This window comes from Stenotrophomonas sp. 1337, from assembly GCF_031455455.1.
In the GTDB taxonomy this organism is placed as follows: Bacteria; Pseudomonadota; Gammaproteobacteria; order Xanthomonadales; family Xanthomonadaceae; genus Stenotrophomonas; species Stenotrophomonas indicatrix.
Window position 1 is genome coordinate 1 of sequence record NZ_JAVDSR010000025.1, and the last position, 25,838, is coordinate 25,838.

Sequence of the window (25,838 nt, forward strand, 5' to 3'; positions counted from 1 at the left end):
GTTGCGGGGGACGCTGCAAGTACGTCCCTGTAAGCTCGGTCGCGCCATCCATGGCGCTCACGCCCCCGCAACCGGACCCACCCCGCCTTCGACAGATTTTCGCGATCTGTCGGAACGGCGTTCTGTGTTGCTGTTGGTGGGCGGCACGGGAACGGCATGGGGTCAGATCCGTTTCCCGCAGGAAAACGGACCTGACCCCAGAACTATTTCGATATCTGACAGATATTCATCCACGCATGGCGTGGATCTACTGCAGATCGCGGAAATCTGTCGGAGGTGGGGCGGTGTCGGATTGCGGGGTGTCCGCGGCATGGGCCCGAGGCATGCCTCGGGCGGGTTGGGCAGGACGCCCAACCCCGGTCTTGCCGTGTGCGCAGGAAAGCGCACACGAGCAAGCGGCGGCCAAGCCTACAGGGACGTACTTGCGGCGTCCCCGCAATCCGACACCGCCCCGCCATCCCACGGAATGCCAGCTTGCTTCGGCTGTTGCCGTTGCTTCGGCCTCTGCAGGTGCAGGGCGCAGCCTTGCCGAACCCTCTACTCCGCTACTTCTTCTACCTGGCGCGGCTCGGGCTTGGTGTCGGGCAACTGCCAGAAGATCAGCGTCGACGTAAGCGTGATCGCGCCCACGCACAGGAACGTGGCGTGCAGCGCAGCCGTGGCGCCGTGGCCTTCCAGCTGCGTGCCGAATGCGGCCAGCAGGCTGCCTGCGGCGGCTGCACCGAAGCCGGCGGCGAGCATCATCACCATCGACAGCAGGCTGTTGCCGGAACTGGCGAACTCGCGGTCGAGGTCGCGCAGGGTGACGGTGTTCATCACGGTGAACTGCAACGAATTGACCGCACCGAAGAACGCCAGCTGCAGCAGGCGCACGGCAAGGTGCTGGCCCGGTGTCATCAGGATGAAGCTGGCCATCGCCAGGCCGACCAGCACGGTGTTGGTCATCAGTACGCGGCGATAGCCGTAGCGTTCAACCAGTTTCACCGCCAGCTTCTTCGACACCATGCCTGCGGCGGCCACGGGCACCATCATCAGGCCGGCGTTCATCGGCCCGAGGCCAAGGCCGACCTGCAGCAGCAGCGGAATCAGCATCGGCATGGCACTGCTGCCGATGCGCGAGAACAGGTTGCCGAGAATGCCGATGCGGTAGCTGGGCACGCGGAACAGTGCCAGGGAGAACAGCGGTGCCGTTGAATTTGCCGCGTGCAGCCAGTAACCGACCAGCGCGGCCAGGCCGGCCACGGTCATCAGCATCACCAGCGCGTGAGGTGTACCGAGCCCGGAAATCCCATCCAGTGCCAGCGACAGCACCACCATCGCAAAGGCCAGCATGGCGTAGCCGCGAAGGTCGAACCGGGTGCGGTGGCTGGCGTAGTGGTCGGGCATGATCTTCATCGCCGCGATGAAGCCGATGACGCCGATCGGCAGGTTGATCAGGAACACCCAGTGCCACGAGGCGATCTCGACCAGCCAACCACCCAGCGTGGGGCCGATCAGCGGACCCACCAGTGCGGGAATGGCGATGAAGCTCATCGCACGCAGGAAGTCCTCGCGTGGCACCGAGCGCATCACCGCCAGGCGCCCGACCGGCAGCAGCATCGCGCCGCCGATGCCCTGCAGTACGCGCGCGGCCACCAGCTGGTGCAGCTGCTGCGCCATCGCGCAGGCCAGCGAGCCGAGGGTGAACAGGATGATCGCCACCAGGAAGGTGCGTCGGGTGCCGTAGCGGTCGGCGATCCAGCCGGAGGCGGGAATGAAGGTGGCCACTGCCAGCGCGTAGCTGAAGACCACCGACTGCATCTGCAGGGGGCTTTCGCCGAGGCTGGCCGCCATCGCCGGCAAGGCCGTGTTGACGATGGTCGAGTCCAGCATCTGCATGAAGATCGCCAGCGAAACCAGCCACAGCAGGGGACGCTGGCGGGTGTAGGTCGATGGCGCTGTGGACATGGGGCGTGGCCGGTGCAACGTGGGGGCGCCATGATCGCGCACTGCGGGTCACGGCGCGATCAACATCGCGCCGTGATTGCCTGCGCGATGCTCAGCGTTGGCTGTGTGCGTGCACTGCGTCGACCAGCACCTGTACATGGGCCGGGTCCATGTCCGGCGACATGCCGTGGCCGAGGTTGAACACATGGCCCTCGCGCGAACCACCGTTGCCGGCGGCATAGGTATCGAGCACGCGTGCGGCCGCCGCGGCGATCGCATCAGGCGAGGCATACAACGTGGTCGGATCCAGGTTGCCCTGCAGCGCTACGCGGCCACCGGTGCGGCGCAGCGCTTCGTCCAGGTCCAGCGTCCAGTCCAGGCCGAGCGCATCGGCGCCGGTCTGCGACAGCGCTTCCAGGTGCAGGCCGGTGCCCTTGCCGAACAGGATCAGCGGTGTGCGCTCGCTGCCTTCGCCGCGCTCCAGGCCTTCGGCGATGCGCTGCAGATAGCGCAGCGAGAACTCGCGGTACATTGCCGGCGACAGCACGCCGCCCCATGTGTCGAACACCTGCAGGGCCTGCGCACCGGCCGCGCGCTGCGCGCCGAGGTAGGCAATCACCGCGTCGGTGGTTACCTCCAGCAAGCGGTGCAGGGCCTGCGGATGGTTCAGCGCCATCGCCTTGATGCGCGCGAAATCCTTGCTGCCGCCGCCTTCGACCATGTAGCAGGCCAACGTCCACGGGCTGCCCGAGAAACCGATCAGCGGCACCTGGCCATCCAGTTCGCGGCGGATCAGGCGCACCGCGTCCATCACATAGCCCAGATCCTGCTCCATGTCCGGCACCGCCAGCCTGGCGATGGCCGCTTCATCGCGTACCGGGTGGCGGAACTTCGGGCCTTCGCCTTCGACGAAGTACAGCTCCAGGCCCATGGCATCGGGAATGGTGAGGATGTCCGAGAACAGGATGGCCGCGTCCAGCGGGAAGCGGCGCAGCGGCTGCAGGGTGACTTCGCAGGCGATCTCCGGGTTCTTGGCCATGGCCAGGAAGCTGCCGGCCTTGGCCCGGGTGGCGCGATATTCCGGCAGGTAGCGGCCGGCCTGGCGCATCAGCCAGACAGGGGTGCAGTCCACCGGTTCGCGGCGCAGGGCGCGCAGCAGGCGATCGTTGCGGAGAGGGCTGGTCACAGTGGGCATTCCTTGGGCGAAAAGAGCAGCGGCGCAGTCAGTCGCCGTGCGAAAGAATCTGGAAGCCCCGATGCAGTTCGGCATCGCGGGCTTTGTCGTAGGCGTGGCGGGCTTCGTCGGCCGTCAGGTACAGCTCGCGCCGCAGCTGCGAGCGGGCGCCGACGCGGCCGGATTCACGCAGCAGTTCCCAGCCGCCGAACAGGTCCGGGACCAGGGTCAGGCGCAGGAAGCGCGGTGCCTGGGCACCGTCGGCGGGTTGTTGCAGGTGGACGTGCATGGCACCGATTGTAGCGGGGGCGAGGTGAGCCCTGCCGCAACGCTGATCCGGTAATGCCGGCCGCTGGCCGGCAACCTCATGAAATCTCCCAGGTAGCGCCGGGCCATGCCCGGCGAACGCGGAAGCGGTCAGCCTGCGCCCAGCACCTTCAGTACCGCCGCTTCATCCACGTCCGGTACGACTTCGGCGCGGCCCATGCCACGCCACAGCACCAGGCGCAGGCGGCCGGCCACGTTCTTCTTGTCCAGGCGCATGCGGCCGAGCAGGGCCTGCGGGTCCAGCCCGGCGGGGATTGCCACCGGCAAGCCAAGCTGTTCAAGCAGCGCCTGCAGGCGCACCCGGTCGGCGTCGTCGGCCAGGCCCAGGTGGGTGGAGAGGCGGGCCGCCAGCACCATGCCCACCGCTACGGCCTCACCGTGGTTCAGCGCATCGCGCCCCGGTGCGGAGTAGCCCTGTTCGGTTTCGATCGCGTGGCCGAAGGTGTGTCCCAGGTTGAGCAGGGCGCGCTCGCCCTTCTCGAAGGGATCGCGCTCGACGATGGCGGCCTTGTGCCGGCAGCTGCGGGCGATGGCCTCGGCGATGACCGCATCTTCGCCGGCCACCAGTGCGTCGGCATGCTGCTGCAGCCACTCGAAGAACACCGCATCGCCCAGCGCGCCGTACTTGACCACTTCGGCCAGGCCTGCGCGCAGTTCACGCGGCGGCAGGGTGGCCAGCACGCGGGTATCGGCGATCACCGCACGGGGCGGGTGGAACGCACCGACCAGGTTCTTGCCGGCCGGGATATCCACGGCGGTCTTGCCGCCCACCGAGGAGTCGACCATCGCCAGCAGCGTGGTTGGCAGCTGCACGCAGTCGACGCCGCGCATCCAGCAGGCCGCGGCAAAGCCGGCGAGGTCGCCGACCACACCACCACCGAGGGCGAACACGCAGGCATCGCGGGTCGCGCCGAGCGCGGCCAGCGCCTCGATGACCGAGCCGAACTCGGCCAGGGTCTTGGAGGCTTCGCCGGCGGCCAGCACATGCTCAGCCAGGATCAGGTCCGGGCGTGCGGCCAGCAGGGTCTGCTTGGTGGCATCCAGATAGCGTGGCGCAACCTCGCTGTCGCTGACCAGCAAGACATGGCGGCCACGCACATGGCTGGCCAATGCGGCGCCGTCGGCCTGGGCGCCGGCACCGATGGTGATGGAATAGGGACGGTCGCCGCCAACGGCGACCTGCAGCAGGGCAGGGGAGGTCATGCAGTGGGGTCCTGTCGCTGCCAGTGCGTGGCCAGCTTGACGACAAGCTGGGCAGTGGCATCGGCGGCGGTAAACGGGTCGGTATCAAGAGTGACATCGGCGAGGTCGCGATACAGCGGGTCGCGATGCGCGGCCAGATCATGCAGCACCTGTTCGCGGTCCGGCCGCTGCAGCAGTGGCCGGGCCTTGTCGCGTGACAGACGCTCCAGCTGGGCTGCGACGCTGACCCGCAGGTAGACGACAAAGCCTCGCTTGGCGATCAGGGCGCGATTGTCCGGGTCAAGCACGGCACCGCCGCCGGTGGACACCAGCTGGCCACGGCCGGCCAGCACCTGCGCCAGCGCCTGGCGCTCATGGGCGCGGAAACCGGCTTCGCCGGAATGCTCGAAGATCGTGGGGATGCTGGCCCCGGTCGCATCGACGATGGCCTGGTCGACGTCGACGAAGTCCAGCGTGAAGCGCTCGGCGAGGCGGCGGCCGATGCAGGTTTTACCGGCACCCATCGGGCCGATCAGGATCAGGTTCGGAGCGGGATTCATGCCCTCTGATGCTAACACCTCCGTGCCTTGGCCTTTACGTTCTTCACGTCAGGGTGGGGGTTCCTGCGGGGTATCCCGCGACTGATGGAGTGCCTGCCATGTCGGTTGCCAAGGTCATCGAAATCAATGCGTCCTCGCCCAAGAGCGTGGAGGACGCAGTGCGCAGCGGATTGAAGAAGGTGTCCGGGACGGTCAAGGGCATCCAGGGCGCCTGGATCAACGAGACCAAGGTGGTCACCGACGGCAACGGTGAGATCACCGAATGGCGGGTGAATCTGCGGGTCACCTTCCTGGTGGAGTGAGGCTGCTCAGCGTAGCCCTTGCACCTGGCGCTGGGCATCCAGCGCCACTACCCGGTCGGCAATGGCCGGCAGCGCACGCAACGCCTGCCGGCTTACCCGCTCGTAGTACTGCACGAAGCGCTCCAGCTGGGGTCGGTTCATGCCGTGCCGCCCCGGCTGGGCCGCCTGCAGGTTCTGCTCCTGCTGCCAGCGCCAACGCGGCACCACCGAAAAATCAGGGGGTTGCAGGAACCACAAGCGGTCGCAACGCTGCCACAGCGCCGGATAGTCGCGGGCCAGCGCCTGGTTGCACCAGCGCCGCCAACGCCCATCGGCATCGGCCTCGCGCTCCAGGGCGTTGAGCGGGACATCCAGTTCGGCATCGTCCTGCGCCGGGGTGCCCAGGAACCAGCCCTCGAACACCAGCAGGTCCAGCGGCGTTTGCAGCTGCGGCCACTGTGCTTCGGGCAGGCGCTCGTCGGCCAGCTTGTCGAAGCGGGGCAGGGCCAGAGGCTGTCGTGCGGCCACTGCGTCCAGTACCGCATGTGCCAGCGGCAGGTCGTGGGTGCCAGGTGGGCCACGGGTGATCAACAACGGATGCACCTGCCGGGCCAGGCGCTGGCGTTGTGCGCGGGTCAGGTAGACATCGTCGATGGACAGCGTTGCGGCGTTCAGGCCACGCGCCTGGGCACGGGCAACCACCTGCGCGGCCAGCGTCGATTTGCCGCTCCCCTGCAGGCCGCTGATCGCCAATACTGGAACGGCTGTGCTGCTGCCCAGCGCGTCATCCAGCGCCTGCTCGACCACTGTTTCGGGGAATCCTTTCACCTGGGGCATGTACGCAGCGGCGACCATGCCGCCACAATAGCCCAAACCGTGTGAGAAGAATGCTGTCATGAGCGACCTGTACGCCGAAGCCCTGTCGACCTTTGCCGCCCTTTTCGAAGAAGCGAAACAGAGCCGCGAAGTCGAGCCCAATGCGATGACCGTGGCGACCGCCGATGTGCAGGGCCGGCCATCGGCGCGCACCGTGCTGTTGAAGGCGTTCGATGAGCGCGGCTTCGTGTTCTACACCCACCTGGACAGCCACAAGGGCAACGAGCTGCAGGCCAATCCGCAGGCGGCGCTGCTGTTCCTGTGGCGCAGCCTGCGCGAGGCCGGCATCCAGGTGCGCATCGAGGGACGCGTGGAGCAGGTGGCCGATGCCGAGGCCGACGCCTATTTCGCCAGCCGTCCGCGCATGAGCCAGATCGGCGCGTGGGCGTCGCTGCAGTCGAAGACGTTGAACTCGCGCGAGGAGTTCGACGCGCGCGTGGCCGAGGTCGAGGCGCGCTTCGAGGGCAAGGACGTGCCGCGTCCGGAAGGTTGGAGTGGTCTGCGGGTGGTGCCTGACCGCATCGAGTTCTGGTACGGCGCGCAGTTCCGCCTGCACGAGCGCTGGTGCTATGAAGCGGGTGCCGAAGGGCGCTGGAGCAAGCGCTTGTTGTACCCGTAAGGCACCGTGATGCAACGCGTGCCGCTGTATCGCGTGGTGGTGTTCGTGCCGGTGCCTGCCCTGGAGGCGGTGAAGCAGGGCATCCTTTCGGTGGATGCACTGGTGGCTGGCGATTACGAGCACGGCATGTGGTGGTCCGTGCCGGGGTTCGAACAGTTCCGGCCACGCGTGGGTGCGATCCCCACGCAGGGCGAGGCGGGGCAGACCGAGGTGGTCGACAGCGTGCGGCTGGAGTTCTGCCTGCCGCGCGATCCGCAGCGGCTACAGCGCATCCTCGAGCACGGCATCGTGCCGCATCACCCGTGGCAGGTGCCGGTGGTGCAGGTGGAAGAGATCGAGCTGCTGCTGGCCGGGTAGATCCACGCCATGCGTGGATGGAAAGGTCGGTACACCTGCATCGTAGGGTCGAGCCTGTACGACTGCCATTGTTCCAACGCGCACCACTGCGAGAGCCGTTTGTCGCGAACGGACCGGCCAGCTTCATGTGCGAGCAGGTCAGCGAACCGCACACTCCGACCAATGCCCTCGAAATCCGGAGTCGCCATGCCCTCCTGGCGTTGCCTGTTTACCGTGCCACCGCCGCGCCAGGGCGTGGAAGCGCTCCTGTTACTGCTCGCCCGTGTCGTCGCCGGGGTGATGTTCTGCGTATCGGGCTGGAACAAGGTGTTCACCGACGCCGGGCGCGAGCGGATGGTGCACACGCTGATCGATGCGGGCATTCCATCTCCAGTAGTCAGTGCGCCGGTGCTCGGCGGCATTGAATGGATCGCAGGTGGACTGCTTGTACTGGGCCTGCTCAGTCGCCCATCGGCACTGCTGCTGGCGGCGATCTGCGCGGTGGCGGCGCTGACCGATGGCATCGCGCGTATCCCTGCGGGGCTGAGCGTACCGGATTGGCTGAGCTGGTTCTTTTACCTGAGCGAAGTGCCGCTGGGCGTGCTGCTGCTATGGGTTGCGGCCGTGGGCAGTGGACGGTTCGCCATCGAAGCGCGCGCGGCGCTCCAGTAGATCCACGCCATGCGTGGATGGGGTGCTTGGGAAAAAGCGGTGCGACCCAAGGTTCGCACCCACCAGGCATCGGTTCTGCACCAACCAGACGGCAGGACGTTACAGCCCCTCCGCGCGCAGCCATCGCCACAGCGTGGTGCGTGACACACCCAGTGCCTGCGCCATGCCTTCGCGGTCATTGCGGTGTTCCTGCAGCAGCGCTTGCAGCTGCGCACGCGGCGGGCGCTTGCCGTTGTTTTCCACTGGCAGTGTGGCGGCGCCTTCGTTCACCAGCTCCGGCGCCAGCTGCAGCAGGCGCGCTGCATCGATCAGCCCCTCACCCGGCTGCCAGTGGATGCGCAGCCTATCCACCAGGTTGCGCAGTTCACGTACGTTGCCCGGCCAGTCGGCAGCGCTGAGCAGGGCCAGCGCTTCTGCATCCAGCGGTGCATCGATGCCGCGCAGTTCGCGGAAGAAGTGCGTGGTCAGCAGCGGGATATCGCCTCGACGCGCACGCAAAGTGGGCAGTGCGATGCGCAGCGCGGCCAGCCGGTAATACAGGTCGCGGCGGAAGCTGCCAGCCGCCGCGCGCTGCTCCAGCGATTGCAGGGTGGCGGCGACCACGCGCAGGTCGACCGGGGTCGGTTCGGTGGCGCCCACGCGCAGCACTTCGCGTTCTTCCAGCACCCGCAGCAGGCGGGTCTGCAGCGGCAGCGGCAGTTCGCCGATCTCGTCCAGGAACAACGTACCGCCATCGGCCGCCTCGACCAGGCCGACGCGCCCCCCGCGACGCGCACCGGTGAAGGCGCCGTCGCTGTAGCCGAACAGCTCCGCTTCCAGCAGTGATTCGCTGATCGCACCGCAGTTCAGCGCAACGAAGCGACCGCGACGACCGCTGGCGGCGTGCAGCTGGCGTGCAACCAGTTCCTTGCCGGTGCCGGTCTCGCCGGTAACCAGTACGGTGCTGTCGTGCGGGGCGTACAGCGCGATCTGTGCGCGCACGTCGGCCATCGCATTGCTGTCGCCGAGCAGGGCATGCGCATCGTTGCGTGCGGCGGTGCGGCGGCGCGGAGCCGGCCGGCTGCCGCCGGAGCGGGCCATGGCCTGGGTCAGCTCCAGCGCATGCTCGAACGCCTGCCGCACCGAATCAGCCGAGTACAGCAGCACGCCGGGCAGTCCGGCCTGTTCGGCATGGTCGATGGCCATGCCGGTGCCGACGATCACTTCGATACCGTTGGCGCGCAGGTCGGCGATGCAGTCGCGGGCATCTTCGCGGGTGACGAAGCGGCGGTGCTCGATGTCCAGGCCGAAGCTCTGCTGGAAGCTGCTGAACACCGGCACGTCGCTGGCATGGGTGACCAGGCCGATGCGTGGGGCGATGCGGCGGGCGCGCGCCAGCGCTTCCATCAGGTCGAAGCCATTGGCGTGGATCGGTACCAGCGGCAGGTCCAGGCGACCGCGCAACCAGGCTGCATTGGAGCCGCCGGCAATCACCACGTCGCAGTGCTCGCGGCGCAGGCGCTGGCCGATCACTTCCACGGCCTCCTCGAAGCCCAGGTTGATCTGCTCGATGCGCGCGCGGCGGTCGAATTCGGGAATGACATCGCCCAGCAGGCCGGTCAGGCGCGAGACGCTGACCGTCCAGATCACCGGGCGGCCGGGGTCGGCATCGGTGTGGCGCAGGGGCGAGCGGGGCAGGTACATGCACGGATACCGGGAGGCGATGTTTCATGATACATCTGTTTCAATGTTTCATATGTTTCAGTGTTGCGGGCCGGTCATCTCCGTGAAATCAACCGCTTGCAGGTTGGCACGGTGTTTGCGCTTACCCCTGTGTCCTTCAACCTGGATCGCCGCATGACCGTTTCGACCCTCTCTTCCGCCGGTGCCCGCTTCCGCGAGGCGCTGGCTGCCGAATCGCCGCTGCAGGTGATCGGCGCGATCAACGCCAACCATGCGCTGCTGGCCAAGCGCGCGGGTTTCCGTGCCATCTACCTGTCCGGCGGTGGCGTGGCCGCCGGCTCGTTGGGCCTGCCGGACCTCGGCATCAACACCCTGGAAGACGTGCTGGTGGACGTGCGCCGCATCACCGATGTCTGCGACCTGCCGCTGATGGTCGACATCGACACCGGCTTTGGCCCGAGCGCGTTCAACATCGCGCGCACGGTGAAGTCGCTGATCAAGGCCGGCGCGGCCGCCTGCCATATCGAAGACCAGGTCGGCGCCAAGCGCTGCGGTCATCGCCCGGGCAAGGAGATCGTCTCGCAGGGCGAAATGGTCGACCGCGTGAAGGCCGCTGCCGATGCCAAGACCGATCCGGACTTCTTCCTGATCGCGCGCACCGACGCCATCCAGGTGGACGGCGTGGACAAGGCCATCGAGCGTGCCATCGCCTGCGTCGAAGCCGGTGCCGACGGCATCTTCGCCGAGGCCGCCTATGACCTGGATACCTACCGCCGCTTCGTCGATGCGGTGAAGGTGCCGGTGCTGGCCAACATCACTGAATTCGGCGCGACCCCGCTGTTCAGCCGCGACGAGCTGGCTTCGGCCGGCGTGGCCATCCAGCTGTTCCCGCTGTCCGCTTTCCGCGCCGCCAACAAGGCCGCCGAGAACGTCTACCAGACGATCCGCCGTGAGGGCCACCAGCGCAACCTGATCGACAGCATGCAGACCCGCGAGGAGCTGTATGACCGTATCGGCTATCACGCCTTCGAGCAGCAGCTCGATGCGCTGTTCGCCGCCAAGAAATAAGCAGTACCCTGCACCATCAAGTTTCGGAGGGAAACATGAACGATACGACCGCAACCCCGACCTTCAAGCCGAAGAAGTCCGTCGCCCTGTCCGGCACCGCTGCCGGCAACACCGCGCTGTGCAGCGTCGGCCGCAGTGGCAACGACCTGCACTACCGTGGCTACGACATCCTGGACCTGGCCAACACCAGCGAGTTCGAGGAAATCGCCTACCTGCTGGTGCATGGCAAGCTGCCGACCCGCGCCGAGCTGGTCTCCTACAAGGCCAAGCTGAAGTCGCTGCGTGGCATTCCGGCCGCGGTGAAGGCCGCGCTGGAAGAACTGCCGCCGTCGGCGCACCCGATGGATGTGATGCGCACCGGCGTGTCCGTGCTCGGCTGCGTGGCGCCGGAGAAGGATGACCACAACCATCCGGGCGCGCGCGACATCGCCGACAAGCTGATGGCCTGCCTCGGTTCGATGCTGCTGTACTGGTACCACTGGAGCCACAACGGCCGCGCGATCGACGTGGAAACCGATGATGACTCCATCGGTGGCCACTTCCTGCACCTGCTGCACGGCGAGAAGCCGCAGGATTCGTGGGTGAAGGCGATGCACACCTCGCTGATCCTGTACGCCGAGCACGAGTTCAACGCTTCGACCTTCGCCTGCCGCGTCATCGCCGGCACCGGCAGCGACATGTACAGCGCGATCTGCGGTGGCATCGGCGCGCTGCGTGGCCCCAAGCACGGCGGCGCCAACGAAGTGGCGTTCGAAGTGCAGAAGCGCTATGACAATCCGGACGAAGCCGAGGAAGACATCAAGGCCCGCGTGGAGCGCAAGGAAGTGGTGATCGGTTTCGGCCACCCGGTCTACACCGTGTCCGATCCGCGCAACAAGGTGATCAAGGACGTCGCCCGCGAACTGTCCGAAGAGCAGTCGAGCATGAAGATGTACGACATCGCCGAGCGCCTGGAAACGGTGATGTGGGACATCAAGAAGATGTTCCCGAACCTGGACTGGTTCAGCGCCGTCAGCTACCACATGATGGGCGTGCCGACCGCGATGTTCACCCCCCTGTTTGTGATCGCCCGCACCGCCGGCTGGAGCGCGCACATCGTCGAACAGCGTATCGACGGCAAGATCATCCGCCCGAGCGCCAACTACATCGGCCCGGAAGATCGCGACTTCGTGGCCATCGACAAGCGTTCCTGATCATCGCCACTGTTGCACTGCTGCATGCATCCGGCCGGCCCCGTGCCGGCCGGATGCCGTCACCGCCGTATTGCCGGCACCCGGCCCGCCACGAGCATTCCGCCAGCCCATGAATACCGATTACCGCAAGTCCCTCCCCGGCGCCTCGCTGGACTATTTCGATGCGCGCGCCGCCGTCGACGCGATCCAGCCCGGCGCCTACGCCACGCTGCCGTACGTATCGCGCGTGCTGGCCGAGAACCTGGTGCGTCGCTGCGATCCGGCCACGCTGACCGACTCGCTGAAGCAGCTGATCGAGCGCCGTCGCGACCTGGATTTCCCGTGGTTCCCGGCGCGCGTGGTGTGCCATGACATCCTCGGCCAGACCGCGCTGGTGGATCTGGCCGGCCTGCGCGATGCGATCGCCGACAAGGGCGGTGATCCGGCCAAGGTCAACCCGGTGGTGCCGGTGCAGCTGATCGTCGATCACTCGCTGGCAGTGGAGTGCGGTGGTTTCGATCCGCAGGCGTTCGAGAAGAACCGCGCCATCGAGGACCGTCGCAACGAGGACCGCTTCCACTTCATCGACTGGACCAAGCTGGCCTTCGAGAACGTGGACGTGATTCCGCCGGGCAACGGCATCATGCATCAGATCAATCTGGAGAAGATGTCGCCGGTGATCTACGTGCAGGATGGCGTCGCTTTCCCCGATACCTGCGTGGGCACCGACAGCCACACCCCGCATGTGGATGCGCTGGGTGTGATCGCCATCGGCGTGGGCGGCCTGGAAGCAGAGAACGTGATGCTGGGCCGTGCGTCGTGGATGCGCCTGCCGGACATCATCGGTGTCGAGCTGACCGGTCGGCCGCAGCCGGATATCACCGCCACCGACGTGGTGCTGGCCCTGACCGAATTCCTGCGCAAGGAGCGCGTGGTCGGCGCCTGGCTTGAATTCTTCGGCGAAGGTGCCGCTGCACTCACCATCGGTGATCGCGCCACCATCTCCAACATGTGCCCCGAATACGGCGCAACCGCCGCGATGTTCTACATCGACGGCCAGACCATCGACTACCTGCGCCTGACTGGTCGCGAGGAAAAGCAGGTCGCACTGGTTGAAAGCTACGCGCGCAGCACCGGCCTGTGGGCCGATGACCTGGCCACTGCGGAATACGAGCGCGTGCTGCACTTCGATCTGTCGACGGTGGTGCGCAACATGGCCGGCCCGAGCAATCCGCATCGCCGCCTGCCGGTATCGGAACTGGTCGAGCGCGGCATCGCCGATGCCGCCAAGCTGGAAGCCGGCAAGGCCGAGCAGGCACAGGGCCTGATGCCGGATGGCGCGGTGATCATCGCTGCCATCACCAGCTGCACCAATACCTCCAACCCGCGCAACGTGATCGCCGCCGGCCTGCTGGCACGCAAGGCCAACGAGCGCGGCCTGCTGCGCAAGCCTTGGGTGAAGTCGTCGCTGGCACCCGGTTCCAAGGCAGTGCAGCTGTACCTGGAAGAAGCGGGCCTGCTGCCGGACCTGGAGAAGCTGGGCTTCGGCATCGTCGCCTTCGCCTGCACCACCTGCAATGGCATGAGCGGCGCGCTGGATCCGAAGATCCAGCAGGAAATCATCGACCGTGACCTGTACGCCACGGCGGTACTGTCGGGCAACCGCAACTTCGACGGCCGCATCCATCCATATGCGAAGCAGGCGTTCCTGGCCTCGCCGCCACTGGTGATCGCCTACGCCATCGCCGGCACCATCCGCTTTGACATCGAGAAGGATGTGCTGGGCGTGGACACCGACGGCAACGAGGTGCGCCTGAAGGACATCTGGCCGAGTGATGCCGAGATCGATGCGGTGGTGAAGGCGGCGGTGAAGCCGGAGCAGTTCCGCAGCGTCTACAACCCGATGTTCAACGTACGCGTCGAACACGGCGCAGCGGTGAGCCCGCTGTACGACTGGCGCCCGCAGAGCACCTACATCCGTCGTCCGCCGTACTGGGAAGGTGCACTGGCCGGTGAGCGCTCGCTGGCCGGCATGCGTGCGCTGGCGGTGTTGCCCGACAACATCACCACCGACCACCTGTCGCCGTCCAACGCGATCCTGGCCTCGAGTGCGGCTGGCGAATACCTGGCGAAGATGGGCCTGCCGGAAGAGGACTTCAATTCCTACGCCACCCATCGCGGTGACCACCTGACCGCGCAGCGTGCCACCTTCGCCAACCCGAAGCTGTTCAACGAGATGGTGCGCAATGAAGATGGCAGCGTGAAGCAGGGTTCGCTGGCGCGCGTCGAGCCGGAAGGCAAGGTGATGCGCATGTGGGAAGCGATCGAGACCTACATGCAGCGCAAGCAGCCGCTGATCATCATTGCCGGTGCCGACTACGGGCAGGGTTCTTCGCGTGACTGGGCTGCCAAGGGCGTGCGCCTGGCTGGCGTGGAGGCCATCGTTGCCGAAGGCTTCGAGCGCATCCACCGCACCAACCTGATCGGCATGGGCGTGCTGCCGCTGGAGTTCAAGCCGGGCACCACCCGCCTGACCCTGGGCATCGATGGCACCGAAACCTTCGACGTCATCGGTGAACGCACGCCGCGCGCCGAGTTGCGCGTGGTCATCCACCGCCGCGACGGCCAGGACGTGATCGTGCCGGTCACCTGCCGCCTGGACAGTGACGAGGAAGTGGCGATCTACGAGGCCGGCGGCGTGCTGCAGCGCTTCGCGCAGGACTTCCTGGAAGGCGCCAAGGTGGCGTAAGGCAGCGAATAGCTTGCTTGCGTCGAGTTGCCGCCATGCTGGCTTCGGCCCGCATGGCGGTGGTCACGGAGGAGAGGGGCGTAGCCCCATCTGCATGGGAACCGCGTTCTACAACATCGCCGGCATAGTCAATACTGCCTTCATTCTGCTGAGCTTATTGGGCGTGAGCGCGCAATTGCGGTTGGTGCGCCTCCGCCGCGGACGCACGGACGCGACTGACACCGCCACTGCGGTGCTGTCGCTGAACCAGTTTACGGTCAGCTTCCTGGCTTACCTCTCCTTCTTCATCTATGGCTACAGCGTCACACCATTCAATCATTTCATTGTCTGGCCGCGGTTGCTCGCCTCGGTGCTGGTGATGGCCATCCTGGTGGAGATCTGGCGTGACCGCCGGAGCCGCTCCGCGACGACCAGCCTGCTGACAGCCGCGCTGCTGTTGATCTGCGCACTGGCTGGTCTGGCTTGGGGCGATCGTCATGTGGATGAAGGCAGGGTGGTGGCCAGTGCGGTGATCGTGGTCATTACCGCGTTGTTGGCCCAGGGCTACGCTCATCAGATTCTGCTGATTCTGCGCAATGGCCATACCGGTGCGGTGTCGCTGCGGATGAGTCAGCTGATCCTGCTGATGGACCTGTCCACGATTGTGTTTGCCTCCGCCATGGGCCTGCGGCTGGGCTGGCCGTTGCTCCTGCTGGCTGTGGTGAGTGGCAGCACCAAGCTGGCCATCCTGTATCTGTTCCGTTGGCAACGCAGTGCGCAGGCTGACAGCCGCCGGCGGCGGCTGGCGTTGCAGTCCTGATGCTCCCTTCTTTTATTCTGTCGAGATGTCCACCATGACGTTCCTCCCGCAACTCCGTATTCCCGCTACCTACATGCGCGGTGGTACCAGCAAGGGCGTGTTCTTCCGCCTGCAGGACCTGCCCGAGGTCGCTCAGGTGCCGGGTGCCGCACGCGATGCGCTGCTGATGCGCGTGATCGGCTCGCCCGACCCGTATGGCAAGCAAACCGACGGCATGGGCGGGGCCACCTCCAGCACCAGCAAGTGCGTGATCATCTCCACCGCCTCGGTGCCGGATCACGACGTGGATTACCTGTATGGCCAGGTGTCGATCGATACCGCATTCGTGGACTGGAGCGGAAACTGCGGCAACCTCAGCACCGCCGTTGGTCCGTTCGCGATCGCCAACGGCCTGATCGATCCGGCCCGCGTGCCGCGCGATGGCCTGTGCACCGTGCGCATCTGGCAGGCCAACATCGGCAAGACCATCATTGCCCATGTGCCGATGCGCGATGGGCAGGTGCAGGAGATCGGCGATTTCGAGCTGGATGGCGTGACCTTCCCGGCTGCCGAGATCCAGCTGGAATTCCTCGATCCGTCCGACGACGGTGACGCCGGTGCGATGTTCCCCACCGGCAACTTGATCGATACGCTGGACGTGCCGGGCGTGGGTAGTTTCGAGGTGACGATGATCACCGCCGGCATCCCGACCATCTTCCTCAACGCCGCCGACCTCGGTTACACCGGCACCGAACTGCAGCCGGCGATCAATGAAGACAAAGCGGCGCTGGAGCGTTTCGAGAAGATCCGTGCCTACGGCGCGCTGCGCATGGGCTTGATCCAGAAACTGGAAGACGCGGCGACCCGCCAGCACACGCCGAAGGTAGCCTTCGTCGCCCCCGCGCAGGATTACGTGTCGTCCAGCGGCAAGGCGATCCCGGCCGCGGACATCGATCTGCATGCCCGCGCGCTGTCGATGGGCAAGCTGCACCACGCGATGATGGGCACCGCTGCAGTAGCGATCGGTACCGCCGCGGCGATCCCCGGCACGCTGGTCAACCGTGCTGCTGGCGGCGGCGAGCGCGAGGCCGTGACCTTCGGGCATCCGTCGGGCACGTTGCGCGTGGGTGCGCAGGCCGCACTCGTTGACGGCCAGTGGACGGTGTCCAAGGCCATCATGAGCCGCAGCGCCCGCGTGCTGATGGAAGGCAAGGTGCGCGTGCCGGCCGATACGCCGTAAGGCAGGTTCATTGTGGTAGCGCCGGCCATGCCCGGCGGGCGCAACGGGACCCGCCGATGAACCGCCGGGCATGGCCCGGCGCTACCGGAGAACAGACAATGTCCGACAGCCACACCCCATCCAACGCCCGTGCAGCCTGGGATGCGCTGCTGGTGGACATCGTCGACTACGTGCGTGACACGCGCATCGACTCGCCGCTGGCGTTCCAGACCGCGCATCACTGCCTGCTCGACACGTTGGGCTGCGGGTTGGAGGCGCTGTCCTTCCCCGCCTGCAGCAAGCTGCTGGGCCCGCTGGTGCCGGGTATCAGCGTGGCCAACGGCGCGCGCGTCCCCGGCACCAACTTCGTGCTCGATCCGGTGCAGGCAGCCTTCAACATCGGCGCGATGGTGCGCTGGCTGGATTTCAACGACACCTGGCTGGCCGCAGAGTGGGGCCACCCCTCGGACAACCTCGGTGGCATCCTCGCCGTGGCCGACTGGCTTGGCCGCAACGCGGCGGCGTTGCGACGCCCGCCGCCGACCGTGCACGACGTGCTGCTGGCGATGATCAAGGCGCACGAGATCCAGGGCGTGCTGGCGTTACGCAACTCTTTCAACCGGGTCGGCCTGGATCACGTGCTGCTGGTCAAGGTGGCCACCACCGCCGTCGTCGCACAGATGCTGGGTCTGGACCGCGAGCGCATGCTCAATGCGGTGTCGCTGGCCTGGGTGGATGGACAGGCGCTGCGCACCTACCGGCATGCGCCCAACACCGGTTCGCGCAAAAGCTGGGCAGCCGGTGATGCGACCAGCCGTGGCGTACGCCTCGCGCTGATGGCCGCCACAGGCGAGATGGGCTACCCCAGCGTGCTCAGTGCACCGACCTGGGGCTTCGAGGCGGTATCGATGCATGGCCAGGCGCTGACCCTCGGCCGACCCTTCGGCAGCTACGTGATGGAGAACGTGCTGTTCAAGATCAGTTTCCCGGCCGAATTCCACGGGCAGACGGCGGTGGAGGCGGCGATCATCCTGCACCAGCAGCTGCGCGCGCAGGGGCGAACGGCCGAGGACATCGAACACGTCGCGATCCGTACCCAGGAAGCCTGCATCCGCATCATCGACAAGCAGGGGCCGTTGCACAACCCGGCCGACCGCGATCACTGCGTGCAGTACATGGTGGCCATCGCGCTGCTGCATGGGCGGCTGGTGGCCGAGGATTACGAGGACGACATGGCGGCCGATCCGCGCATCGACGCGCTGCGCGCGAAGATGACCTGCCATGAAGACCCGCAGCTCAGCGCCGACTACCTGGACCCGGACAAGCGCAGCATCGCCAACGGGCTGACGGTGCGCTTCAACGACGGCAGCGCGCTGCCGGAGGTGCTGGTGGAGTACCCGCTGGGCCACGCACGCCGGCGCGCAGAGGGTATCCCGCTGCTGATGGACAAGTTCCGTCGGCACCTGGCGCACCGCTTCCCCACCGCCCAGCAGCAGCGCATCCTGGCCGCCTCGCTGGACCCGGTGGCCTTGGCGGCGATGCCGGTGACCGACTACGTGGACCTGTACCTGCCGGGGTAGGGGGCACTTTGGTAGGTGCCAACCTTGGTTGGCATGGGCCCAACGCCAACCGGGGTCGGCGGCTACCCCGCCGGGCATGGCCCGGCGCTACCGTTCCGATGCATTCCTGCCGAATCCGCGTCAACGCCTTGACGCGACGCGCCTATAATGGCCACCTCGATCAAGGAGTGACGACATGAGCGGTCCGGCACGGCGGATGCGGTGGGGATGGACGGCAGCATTGCTGGCAGGAGGGCTGTTGCTGGGCCTGGCCGGTTGCCGCAACGACAGCGGGCAGCTGCCAAAGGCCAGCGGCGAAGCCATCGCCACCAAGGCCGAGCAGGTGAAGGAGTTCACCCTGCTGCGTGCCTACCCGGACCAGAAGAGTGAAGGCCTGTCGCTGGCGCTGGAGTTCTCGCGCCCGCTGGTCGGCACCCAGGACTTCGACAAGCTGGTGCGCTTCGAAGAGAAGGTCGGCAACGATGACAGCAGCTGGACCCTGTCCGATGACGGCCTGACCCTGCGCTATCCCTTCGTCGAAGCCGGCAAGGAATTCAGCCTGGTGGTCTCGCCGGACCTGCTGGCCGCCGATGGCAGCCGCCTGGGCAAGGAACTGAAGCAGAAGGTCTTCAGCGGCGAGCTGAAGCCGGTGGCCGGTTTTGCCTCGCAGGGCAGCGTGCTGCCGGCCAAGGACAGCCGCGGCCTGCCGGTGGTGTCGGTGAACGTGCCGGAGGTCGATGTCGAGTTCCTGCGCGTGCGCGAAAAGGATCTGCCGACCTTCTTCAGCCAGTACCAGCGCGGTGGTCGCCGTGGCAGCTGGGAACTGAGCAGCGACTACGAGCGCAGCCCGATCAACAAGCTGGCCGAACCGGTCTACGTCAATCGCTTCATCCTGGGCGGCAAGCAGAACGAGCGGGTGCTGACCTACCTGCCGACCCAGGACATCAAGGAACTGCAGGAGCCGGGGCTGTATTTCGCCCTGCTCAAGCGCACCGGTGACTACGAGGGCGAGTTCGATACCGCATTCTTCTCGGTCAGCGACATCGGCCTGCACACCCGCGCGTACAAGGACAAGCTGTTCGTCCATACCGCCGCGCTGAAGGACGGTGCATCGCTGAAGGGCATCGACCTGCGCGTGCTCGATGCCAAGGGCGAAGTGGTGCTGAAGGGCAGTACCGACAGCAACGGCAATGCGCTGCTGAACTACACCCTGGATGCCACCCACGTGCTGGTGGCAAGCAGCGGCAAGGACACCAGTTTCCTGCCCTTCAACCAGCCGGCGCTGGACCTGAGCGAGTTCGCCGTGGCCGGCCGTGACAACGCCTGGTTCGATGTCTATGCCTGGTCGGGCCGCGACCTGTACCGCCCGGGTGAGACGGTGCGCCTGTCGGCGCTGCTGCGCGACAACGACGGCAAGCCGATCAAGAGCCAGCCGGTGTTCCTGCGCCTGAAGCAGCCCGATGGCAAGACCTTCCGCGAAACCCGCGTGCAGCCGGGCGAACAGGGCTACATCAACTTCGAGCAGACCATTCCCGCCGAGGCGCCGACCGGGCGGTGGCAGGTGGAGTTCCGCACCGACCCGGCCAGCAAGGAAGCGATCCAGGGCATGACCCTGCGCATCGAGGAGTTCCTGCCGGAGCGCATGAAGCTGGACCTGGACAGCGCGCAGAAGACGCTGAAGCCGGGTGAGGACCTGCGCCTGCAGGCCAACGGTGCCTATCTGTACGGTGCCCCGGCCGATGGCAACCGCTTCACCGCGCGCATGGCGGTGGCCGCCGAGCAGAAGCCGGTGGAGGGCCTGCCGGGCTACTTCTTCGGCGACCCGACCCTGCAGCTGCCGCGCGAAGCCAAGGATGTCATCGACACCACGCTGCCGGCCAATGGCCAGCTGCGCGAAGACGTGTCGTTGCCGGAAGAGGCGACCAAGGCGAAGGCGCCGATCGCGGTGGTGCTGTCCGGCAGCCTGTATGAAACCGGTGGCCGCACGGTCACCCGCACCCTGAAGCGGGTGGTATGGCCGGCCGCCGCACTGGTCGGCGTGCGCCCGTTGTTCAATCCGGACGACGGCGCTGATTCCAACGGCAACGCGCGGTTTGAACTGATGCGCGTGGATGCGGCCGGCAAGCCGCAGCCGGCCAAGGGCCTGAAGATCACCCTGGTGCGCGAGCTGCGCGACTACCACTGGACCTTCAACGACAACCGCTGGGACTACGATTTCACCCGCCGCTTCGAAAACAAGGAAACCCGTACCGTCGATGCCGGCGGCAGCGCGGTGGCCTTCGACTTCCCGGTGGAGTGGGGCGAGTACCGGGTGGACGTGTTCGATCCGTCCACCGGCCTGACCAGCCGTTATCCGTTCCGCGCCGGCTGGAGCTGGGGCGATGACAACCGTGGCCTCGATGCCCGCCCGGACAAGGTCAAGCTGGGCCTGGACAAGACCGGCTACAAGGCCGGCGATACCCTGGAAGTGACGGTGACCCCGCCGCACGCCGGCAAGGGCGTGCTGATGGTCGAGACCGACCGCATGTTGTACGTGCAGGATATCGACGCCAAGCCCGGTGCCACCTACAAGATCCCGGTCACCGCAGACTGGGAGCGCCACGACGTCTACATCACCGCGCTGGTGTTCCGAGGTGGCAGTGCGCCGAGCAAGATCACCCCAGCCCGCGCGGTGGGCGTGGTGCACGTGCCGATGGACCGCAAGGGCCGCACCGTGGCCGTCGGCCTGGCCGCGCCCAAGCAGATGCGACCGGAGCAGGACCTGCCAGTGACGGTCAGCGCACCGCAGCTGGCCGGCAAGGTCGCGCACGTCACTGTGTCGGCCGTGGATGTGGGCATTCTCAACATCACCCGCTTCCCGGTGCCCGATGCCGGCGCGCACTTCTTCGCCCAGCGCCGCCTCGGCATCGATGCCTATGACATCTACAGCCGGGTGATCGAGAGCTTCGACGGCGGCAGCGGCAAGCTGAAGTTCGGCGGCGACATGGCGCTGCAGGCGTTGCCGCAGGCCAAGCGGCCGACCGCGCGCGTGCAGACCGTGGACCTGTTTTCCGGCCCGGTGCAGCTCGATGCCAAGGGCATTGCCCGCATTCGCCTGAAAGTGCCGGATTTCAATGGCACCCTGCGGGTGTCGGCGCTGGTCTACAGCGATGACCAGTACGGCAAGCGCGATGTGGAAACCGTGGTGCGCGCACCGATCCTGGCCGAGGCCAGCATGCCGCGCGTGCTCGCCCCGGGCGACCGCAGCACGGTGACGCTGGACGTGCAGAACTTCACCGGCAAGCCCGGTCAGTTCAACGTGCGCGTGGACAGCGAAGGCCCGCTCAGCCTGGGCGAAGGCACGCGCAGCGTGCAGCTCAATGCCGATGCCAAGACCACGTTGAGCTTCCCGTTGTCGGCGCGCGAGGGCCACAGCGTGGCCAAGGTGCGCGTGCGTGTGGATGGCAACGGCTTCAAGGCCGACCGCCGCTACGATCTGCCGGTACGTGCGGCGTGGCCGCAGGTACTGCGCTCGCAGGTGCGCACGCTCGATCCGCTGGCGGCGGTGAGCCTGGATGGCAGCCTGATGGATGGGCTGATGTCCGAATCGGTCAATGCCCGCCTGCTGGTCAGCCCGCTGCCGCCGATCCCGTTCGCCAGCGCGCTGCAGGGCGCGCTGAACTACCCGTACGGCTGTGCCGAACAGACCACCAGCAAGGGCTACGCCGCGCTGATCCTGGACCAGGCCACGTCGTCCATGCTCGGCGCTGACGGCCTGGATGCGAAGACCCGTCGCGAGCGCATGGAAGGTGCGTTCGGTCGCCTGGCATCGATGCAGGTGGCCAACGGCAACTTCTCGATGTGGGGTGACGACGGCTACGTGAACCCGTGGCTGACCCCGTACATCGCCGAGTTCCTGCTCGATGCCAAGGACGGTGGCTTCGCGGTGCCGGACAACGTGCTGCAGAAGGCGCTGAACCGCCTGAGCGAAGACCTGCTGTCCGGTGGCAACCAGTTCTACGGCCAGGAAAAACGCGAAAGCCTGAAGTTCGCCAACCAGGCGTACTCGGGTTACGTGCTGGCCCGCGTCAACCGCGCGCCGCTGGGTACCCTGCGCACGCTGTACGACAACGAACGCAGCAAGGCCGTGGGTGGTCTGTCGCTGGTGCACCTGGGCGTGGCGCTGTCGCTGCAGGGCGATGCCAAGCGCGGCCAGGCGGCCCTTGCGGCGGGCTTTGCCAAGTCCAGCAGCGAGCGCCCGTCCTACTTCGGCGACTACGGCAGTGCCGTTCGTGATGATGCGCTGATGATCGCGCTGACCCACGAAAACAAGCTGGCCAAGCCGGCGTGGGATGCACGCGCGGTTGATCTTGGCCGTGGCCTGGATGCGCGCCGCAGCAGCGGGTGGATGTGGCTGAGCACGCAGGAACAGGTGGCCATCGCCCGCCTCGGCAAGGCACTGGCCGCCAACCAGAAGGCGCTGGTGGCCGGTGAGCTGGTGATCGGTGGCAACAGCGAGGCCATCGGCGAACGCAAGCTGTTTGGCCGCAACTTCGATGCAGGGCAGCTGGCCGCGGGCGTGCGCTTCACCCCGCAGGGACAGCCGCCGATGTTCGCCAGCATCGACGTGGCCGGCATTCCGCGCAGTGCGCCGGCGCCGGACAACAGCGTGATCGGCGTGGAGCGAAGCTACTTCGGCACCGATGGCAAGCCGTGGTCGCCGCGTCCGCTGAAGGAGGGCGAAGCGCTGATCGTGCGGGTCACCATCACCGCCGACAGCGAGATGCCCGATGCGCTGCTGACCGACCTGCTGCCGGCGGGCCTGGAGATCGAGAACCTCAACCTGGGCGATGCCAAGCAGTGGGCCGATGTGGTGGTCGATGGCATCACCATCAGCGACCGCAGCGAAGCGGCCGATACCAAGCACGAGGAGTTCCGCGATGACCGCTACGTGGCGGCGCTGAAGCTCTCGCGTGGCAGCAAGGCCAACGTGTTCTACCTGGTGCGTGCGGTCACTCCGGGTACCTACACGGTGCCGCCGTCGCTGGTGGAGGACATGTACCGGCCGCAGCTGCGTGGCGTCGGCCGCAGCAACCCGACCACGTTGACGGTGGTACAGCCGTGACCGTGCGGACGGGCCGCGACGGCGCGGCCCGTCCCACTGGATGCCGTGGATGAAGGTGGGATTGCTGAAAACGCGGCTGCCGCGCCTGCGGCAGCGGCTGCAACCGCTGTGGCCGTGGCTGCGCTGGGGCACGGCGGCGTTGCTGGCGCTGCTGCTGGTGCTGGATTTCGCCTTCCCGCCGCCGTTGCCCCGGCAACGCGACACCAGCACGCTGGTGGTTGCCGCTGACGGCAGCCCGATGCGGGCGTTCGCCGATGCCGAGGGCGTGTGGCGCTATCCGGCGTCGGTCGACAGCGTGTCGCCGCTGTACCTGCAGGCGCTGCTGACTTACGAGGATCGCTGGTTCTGGCGGCACCCGGGCGTCAATCCTCTGGCGATCCTGCGTGCCGGTGGGCAGCTGCTGCGGGGTGGCCGCATCGTCTCCGGAGGCTCGACCCTGACCATGCAGGTGGCGCGCATTCTCGATCCGCATACGCGCACGCCCTGGGGCAAGCTGAAGCAGATGCTGCGTGCGGTGCAGCTTGAGGTGCACCTGTCCAAGCGCGAGATCCTCGCGTTGTATCTGGAGCGCGCGCCCTACGGTGGCACCATCGAAGGCGTGGAGGCGGCCAGCTGGGCCTACCTGGGTAAGCCGGCCGCGCAACTTTCGCATGCCGAGGCCGCGTTGCTGGCGGTGCTGCCACAGGCACCCAGCCGTTTGCGCCCGGATCGTCATCCCGAAGCCGCGCAGAAGGCTCGCGACAAGGTACTGGCGCGCATGGCCGAGCTCGGCGCATGGACGCCGGAGGAAGTGGAAGATGCGCGCATCGAGAACGTGGTCGCACGCTCGCTGCGTCCACCGCTGCATGCGGCACTGCTGGCCCAGCGCCTGCACTCGGCGCATCCGGGGCAGGCGCGGATCCAGAGCAGCATCGACATCGGCCTGCAGCGCACCCTTGAAGAGCGCGTGGCCAGCTATTTCTCCACGCTGCCCGAGCGCACGTCAGCCGCACTGCTGGTGGTCGACAACCAGACCCTGCAGGCGCGTGCGTATGTCGGCACGCTGTCTTTCGGTGATCGGCAACGGCTGGGCCACGTGGACATGGTGCAGGCCTGGCGCTCGCCGGGCTCCACGCTGAAGCCGTTCCTGTATGCGATGGCACTCGATGATGGCCTGATCCATTCCGAGAGCCTGCTGGTGGATGCGCCGCAGAGCTTCGGCAGCTATCGGCCGGGCAACTTCGACATGGCCTTCAACGGCCCGGTCAGTGCTGCCAGTGCGCTGCGCCTGTCGCTGAACGTGCCGTCGGTCGATCTGCTGCAACGGGTAGGTGCGGCACGCTTCGCCGCGCGCCTGTCGCACGCCGGCATCCAGTTGCGCTTCCCGCCGGGCAGTTCGCCCAATCTGTCGCTGATCCTCGGCGGCACCGGCGCGCGGCTGGAAGACCTGGTCGGTGCGTTCGCTGCGCTCAACCGCAACGGCATTGCCGGCCGCGTGCGCTACACCGATGACGAACCGATGATCGAGCGGCGGCTGGCTTCGCCCGGTGCCAGCTGGATCGTGCGCGAGATGCTGGAATCGAATCCGCGCCCGGGATACGGCGTTGGCACGTTCGACGTTGGCGGGCGGCCGCGCGTGGCCTGGAAGACCGGAACCAGCTATGGCTACCGCGATGCGTGGGCGATCGGCAGTACCCGCCACTACACCGTGGGCGTGTGGGTGGGGCGCCCCGATGGCACGCCGTTGCCGGGGCAGTACGGCGCGGTCACCGCCTTGCCGTTGATGTTCGAGGTGGTCGACAGCCTGCCGCGCCAACGCGGCGATGCGGCGGCCGCGCCGATGCCGGCCAGCGTGACCCAGGCAGACATCTGCTGGCCAACTGGAGAACTGGCCGAAGGGTTGCCAGCGGCACTCTGCCAGCGACGCCTGTCGGCCTATCTGCTGGACGGTGCGGCACCGCCGACGTTCCCCGAACGCGAGGCACGGCGATGGCAGCCTGGCCGCCAACGCTACCTGGCTGACGCGCGCACCGGACTGCGCGTATCGGCTGACTGCAGCGCGCCGCATGAGGAGGTCGCGCGGGAAATCGCGCGATGGCCGGCGCTGTTGTCACCCTGGCTGCCCAAGGCCACCCGCGATGCCTCACAGCTTCCCGCGCTGTCGCCGGACTGTCGCGATGATGGCCGCGAGGCCAGTGTGGCCCTGCATATCGATGGCCTCAACGAAGGTGCGACGCTGGCGCGTGCACCCAATGCCGAACACGGCGTACGCCTGCAGCTGCGCGCATTGGGCAGCGAACAGGCCGTGGACTGGCTGCTGGATGGTCGATGGATCGCGCAGACGCGCGGTGCGCAGCTGATGCAGCGCGAGTTCGCCGATCCGGGGGCGCATACGTTGACCGCGCTGGCTGCTGACGGCGCCTGGACGCAGGTACGGTTCAACGTGCTGCGGTAGCGCCGGGCCATGCCCGGCGGATGTCACGTGATCGGGCACCAACCCGCCGGGCATGGCCCGGCGCTACCGGTCCACCATGACCCGGTAGGTGCCAACCTTGGTGGGCACGCGCGGAAGCCGCCCACCAAGGTGGGCATCTA

General features: G+C 67.0%; 19 protein-coding genes. 12 read left to right on the forward strand and 7 right to left on the reverse strand.

Features of this window, described 5'->3' with window-relative positions:
* Positions 1–537: 537 nt before the first annotated feature.
* The 5 genes from mdtD to J2X70_RS20410 all read right to left on the reverse strand — a co-directional run bounded on the left by mdtD (position 538) and on the right by J2X70_RS20410 (position 5,169).
* On the reverse strand, positions 538–1,947 hold the full coding sequence (gene mdtD, locus J2X70_RS20390) for a multidrug transporter subunit MdtD (protein WP_025876990.1): 1,410 nt from the start codon (positions 1,945–1,947) through the stop codon (positions 538–540).
* Between the two features lie 91 nt (positions 1,948–2,038).
* Positions 2,039–3,121 carry a uroporphyrinogen decarboxylase gene (gene hemE, locus J2X70_RS20395; RefSeq protein WP_032951968.1) on the reverse strand — a complete coding sequence of 361 codons (1,083 nt, stop codon included), beginning with the start codon at positions 3,119–3,121 and terminating at the stop codon, positions 2,039–2,041.
* 28 nt (positions 3,122–3,149) lie between these two features.
* Positions 3,150–3,389, reverse strand: a complete 240-nt coding sequence (locus tag J2X70_RS20400) for a WGR domain-containing protein (protein WP_025876992.1) — start codon at positions 3,387–3,389, stop codon at positions 3,150–3,152.
* 128 nt (positions 3,390–3,517) lie between these two features.
* The gene (aroB, locus tag J2X70_RS20405) at positions 3,518–4,630 is read right to left on the reverse strand and encodes a 3-dehydroquinate synthase (RefSeq protein ID WP_218787846.1); all 1,113 of its coding nucleotides are present in this window, start codon (positions 4,628–4,630) and stop codon (positions 3,518–3,520) included.
* Positions 4,627–5,169 carry a shikimate kinase gene (locus J2X70_RS20410; RefSeq protein ID WP_032976596.1) on the reverse strand — a complete coding sequence of 181 codons (543 nt, stop codon included), beginning with the start codon at positions 5,167–5,169 and terminating at the stop codon, positions 4,627–4,629. The genes aroB and J2X70_RS20410 overlap by 4 nt, the downstream gene beginning before the upstream one ends.
* A 98-nt stretch (positions 5,170–5,267) precedes the next feature.
* Here J2X70_RS20410 and J2X70_RS20415 point away from each other — a divergent pair, with 98 nt between their 5' ends.
* On the forward strand, positions 5,268–5,471 hold the full coding sequence (locus tag J2X70_RS20415) for a dodecin family protein (RefSeq protein WP_025876997.1): 204 nt from the start codon (positions 5,268–5,270) through the stop codon (positions 5,469–5,471).
* Positions 5,472–5,477: 6 nt separating this feature from the next.
* On the opposite strand, the gene J2X70_RS20420 is transcribed toward J2X70_RS20415, so the two are convergent.
* On the reverse strand, positions 5,478–6,305 hold the full coding sequence (locus J2X70_RS20420) for a kinase (protein WP_099843325.1): 828 nt from the start codon (positions 6,303–6,305) through the stop codon (positions 5,478–5,480).
* A 40-nt stretch (positions 6,306–6,345) separates the two neighbouring features.
* On the opposite strand from J2X70_RS20420, the gene pdxH reads away from it, so the two are divergent.
* From pdxH to J2X70_RS20435, 3 genes are all read left to right on the forward strand, one after another.
* On the forward strand, positions 6,346–6,945 hold the full coding sequence (pdxH, locus tag J2X70_RS20425) for a pyridoxamine 5'-phosphate oxidase (RefSeq protein WP_025877001.1): 600 nt from the start codon (positions 6,346–6,348) through the stop codon (positions 6,943–6,945).
* Between the two features lie 9 nt (positions 6,946–6,954).
* Positions 6,955–7,302, forward strand: a complete 348-nt coding sequence (locus tag J2X70_RS20430; RefSeq protein ID WP_032951970.1) for a hypothetical protein — start codon at positions 6,955–6,957, stop codon at positions 7,300–7,302.
* A 186-nt stretch (positions 7,303–7,488) separates the two neighbouring features.
* Positions 7,489–7,953, forward strand: a complete 465-nt coding sequence (locus J2X70_RS20435) for a DoxX family protein (protein ID WP_025877004.1) — start codon at positions 7,489–7,491, stop codon at positions 7,951–7,953.
* A gap of 99 nt (positions 7,954–8,052) precedes the next feature.
* Here J2X70_RS20435 and prpR read toward each other — a convergent pair whose 3' ends face one another.
* Complete coding sequence (gene prpR / locus J2X70_RS20440; RefSeq protein WP_309911916.1) at positions 8,053–9,636, reverse strand: propionate catabolism operon regulatory protein PrpR; 1,584 nt, start codon at positions 9,634–9,636, stop codon at positions 8,053–8,055.
* A gap of 153 nt (positions 9,637–9,789) precedes the next feature.
* Here prpR and prpB point away from each other — a divergent pair, with 153 nt between their 5' ends.
* The 8 genes from prpB to pbpC all read left to right on the forward strand — a co-directional run bounded on the left by prpB (position 9,790) and on the right by pbpC (position 25,698).
* Positions 9,790–10,683 (forward strand): methylisocitrate lyase, encoded by an 894-nt coding sequence (gene prpB, locus J2X70_RS20445; protein WP_080148858.1) that lies wholly within the window; start codon positions 9,790–9,792, stop codon positions 10,681–10,683.
* A 35-nt stretch (positions 10,684–10,718) separates the two neighbouring features.
* A complete protein-coding gene (gene prpC, locus J2X70_RS20450; protein ID WP_025877010.1) occupies positions 10,719–11,876 on the forward strand; it encodes a 2-methylcitrate synthase in 1,158 nt (385 codons plus the stop codon).
* 109 nt (positions 11,877–11,985) lie between these two features.
* Entirely contained in the window at positions 11,986–14,604 is a 2,619-nt protein-coding gene (acnD, locus tag J2X70_RS20455) for a Fe/S-dependent 2-methylisocitrate dehydratase AcnD (protein ID WP_279208821.1), read from the forward strand.
* A gap of 94 nt (positions 14,605–14,698) precedes the next feature.
* Complete coding sequence (locus tag J2X70_RS20460; RefSeq protein WP_223482755.1) at positions 14,699–15,403, forward strand: hypothetical protein; 705 nt, start codon at positions 14,699–14,701, stop codon at positions 15,401–15,403.
* Between the two features lie 34 nt (positions 15,404–15,437).
* Entirely contained in the window at positions 15,438–16,622 is a 1,185-nt protein-coding gene (gene prpF / locus J2X70_RS20465; RefSeq protein ID WP_309911919.1) for a 2-methylaconitate cis-trans isomerase PrpF, read from the forward strand.
* Between the two features lie 98 nt (positions 16,623–16,720).
* Positions 16,721–18,181, forward strand: a complete 1,461-nt coding sequence (locus tag J2X70_RS20470) for a bifunctional 2-methylcitrate dehydratase/aconitate hydratase (RefSeq protein ID WP_309911920.1) — start codon at positions 16,721–16,723, stop codon at positions 18,179–18,181.
* Between the two features lie 175 nt (positions 18,182–18,356).
* On the forward strand, positions 18,357–23,264 hold the full coding sequence (locus tag J2X70_RS20475) for an alpha-2-macroglobulin (RefSeq protein WP_025877025.1): 4,908 nt from the start codon (positions 18,357–18,359) through the stop codon (positions 23,262–23,264).
* Between the two features lie 49 nt (positions 23,265–23,313).
* Positions 23,314–25,698 carry a penicillin-binding protein 1C gene (gene pbpC / locus J2X70_RS20480; RefSeq protein ID WP_309911923.1) on the forward strand — a complete coding sequence of 795 codons (2,385 nt, stop codon included), beginning with the start codon at positions 23,314–23,316 and terminating at the stop codon, positions 25,696–25,698.
* Positions 25,699–25,838: the final 140 nt, after the last annotated feature.

Excerpts from the sequence above, each read along its gene's own strand:
- J2X70_RS20400 (WP_025876992.1), bottom strand. The coding sequence starts at position 3,389 with ATGCACGTCCACCTGCAACAACCCGCCGACGGTGCCCAGGCACCGCGC.
- J2X70_RS20420 (WP_099843325.1), bottom strand. The coding sequence starts at position 6,305 with ATGGTCGCCGCTGCGTACATGCCCCAGGTGAAAGGATTCCCCGAAACA.
- J2X70_RS20470 (WP_309911920.1), top strand. The coding sequence starts at position 16,721 with ATGTCCGACAGCCACACCCCATCCAACGCCCGTGCAGCCTGGGATGCG.
- prpC (WP_025877010.1), top strand. The coding sequence starts at position 10,719 with ATGAACGATACGACCGCAACCCCGACCTTCAAGCCGAAGAAGTCCGTC.
- prpF (WP_309911919.1), top strand. The coding sequence starts at position 15,438 with ATGACGTTCCTCCCGCAACTCCGTATTCCCGCTACCTACATGCGCGGT.
- hemE (WP_032951968.1), bottom strand. The coding sequence starts at position 3,121 with ATGCCCACTGTGACCAGCCCTCTCCGCAACGATCGCCTGCTGCGCGCC.
- J2X70_RS20430 (WP_032951970.1), top strand. The coding sequence starts at position 6,955 with ATGCAACGCGTGCCGCTGTATCGCGTGGTGGTGTTCGTGCCGGTGCCT.
- J2X70_RS20410 (WP_032976596.1), bottom strand. The coding sequence starts at position 5,169 with ATGAATCCCGCTCCGAACCTGATCCTGATCGGCCCGATGGGTGCCGGT.
- J2X70_RS20475 (WP_025877025.1), top strand. The coding sequence starts at position 18,357 with ATGAGCGGTCCGGCACGGCGGATGCGGTGGGGATGGACGGCAGCATTG.
- mdtD (WP_025876990.1), bottom strand. The coding sequence starts at position 1,947 with ATGTCCACAGCGCCATCGACCTACACCCGCCAGCGTCCCCTGCTGTGG.
- pdxH (WP_025877001.1), top strand. The coding sequence starts at position 6,346 with ATGAGCGACCTGTACGCCGAAGCCCTGTCGACCTTTGCCGCCCTTTTC.
- acnD (WP_279208821.1), top strand. The coding sequence starts at position 11,986 with ATGAATACCGATTACCGCAAGTCCCTCCCCGGCGCCTCGCTGGACTAT.
- J2X70_RS20415 (WP_025876997.1), top strand. The coding sequence starts at position 5,268 with ATGTCGGTTGCCAAGGTCATCGAAATCAATGCGTCCTCGCCCAAGAGC.
- prpR (WP_309911916.1), bottom strand. The coding sequence starts at position 9,636 with ATGTACCTGCCCCGCTCGCCCCTGCGCCACACCGATGCCGACCCCGGC.
- J2X70_RS20435 (WP_025877004.1), top strand. The coding sequence starts at position 7,489 with ATGCCCTCCTGGCGTTGCCTGTTTACCGTGCCACCGCCGCGCCAGGGC.
- pbpC (WP_309911923.1), top strand. The coding sequence starts at position 23,314 with ATGAAGGTGGGATTGCTGAAAACGCGGCTGCCGCGCCTGCGGCAGCGG.
- aroB (WP_218787846.1), bottom strand. The coding sequence starts at position 4,630 with ATGACCTCCCCTGCCCTGCTGCAGGTCGCCGTTGGCGGCGACCGTCCC.
- J2X70_RS20460 (WP_223482755.1), top strand. The coding sequence starts at position 14,699 with ATGGGAACCGCGTTCTACAACATCGCCGGCATAGTCAATACTGCCTTC.
- prpB (WP_080148858.1), top strand. The coding sequence starts at position 9,790 with ATGACCGTTTCGACCCTCTCTTCCGCCGGTGCCCGCTTCCGCGAGGCG.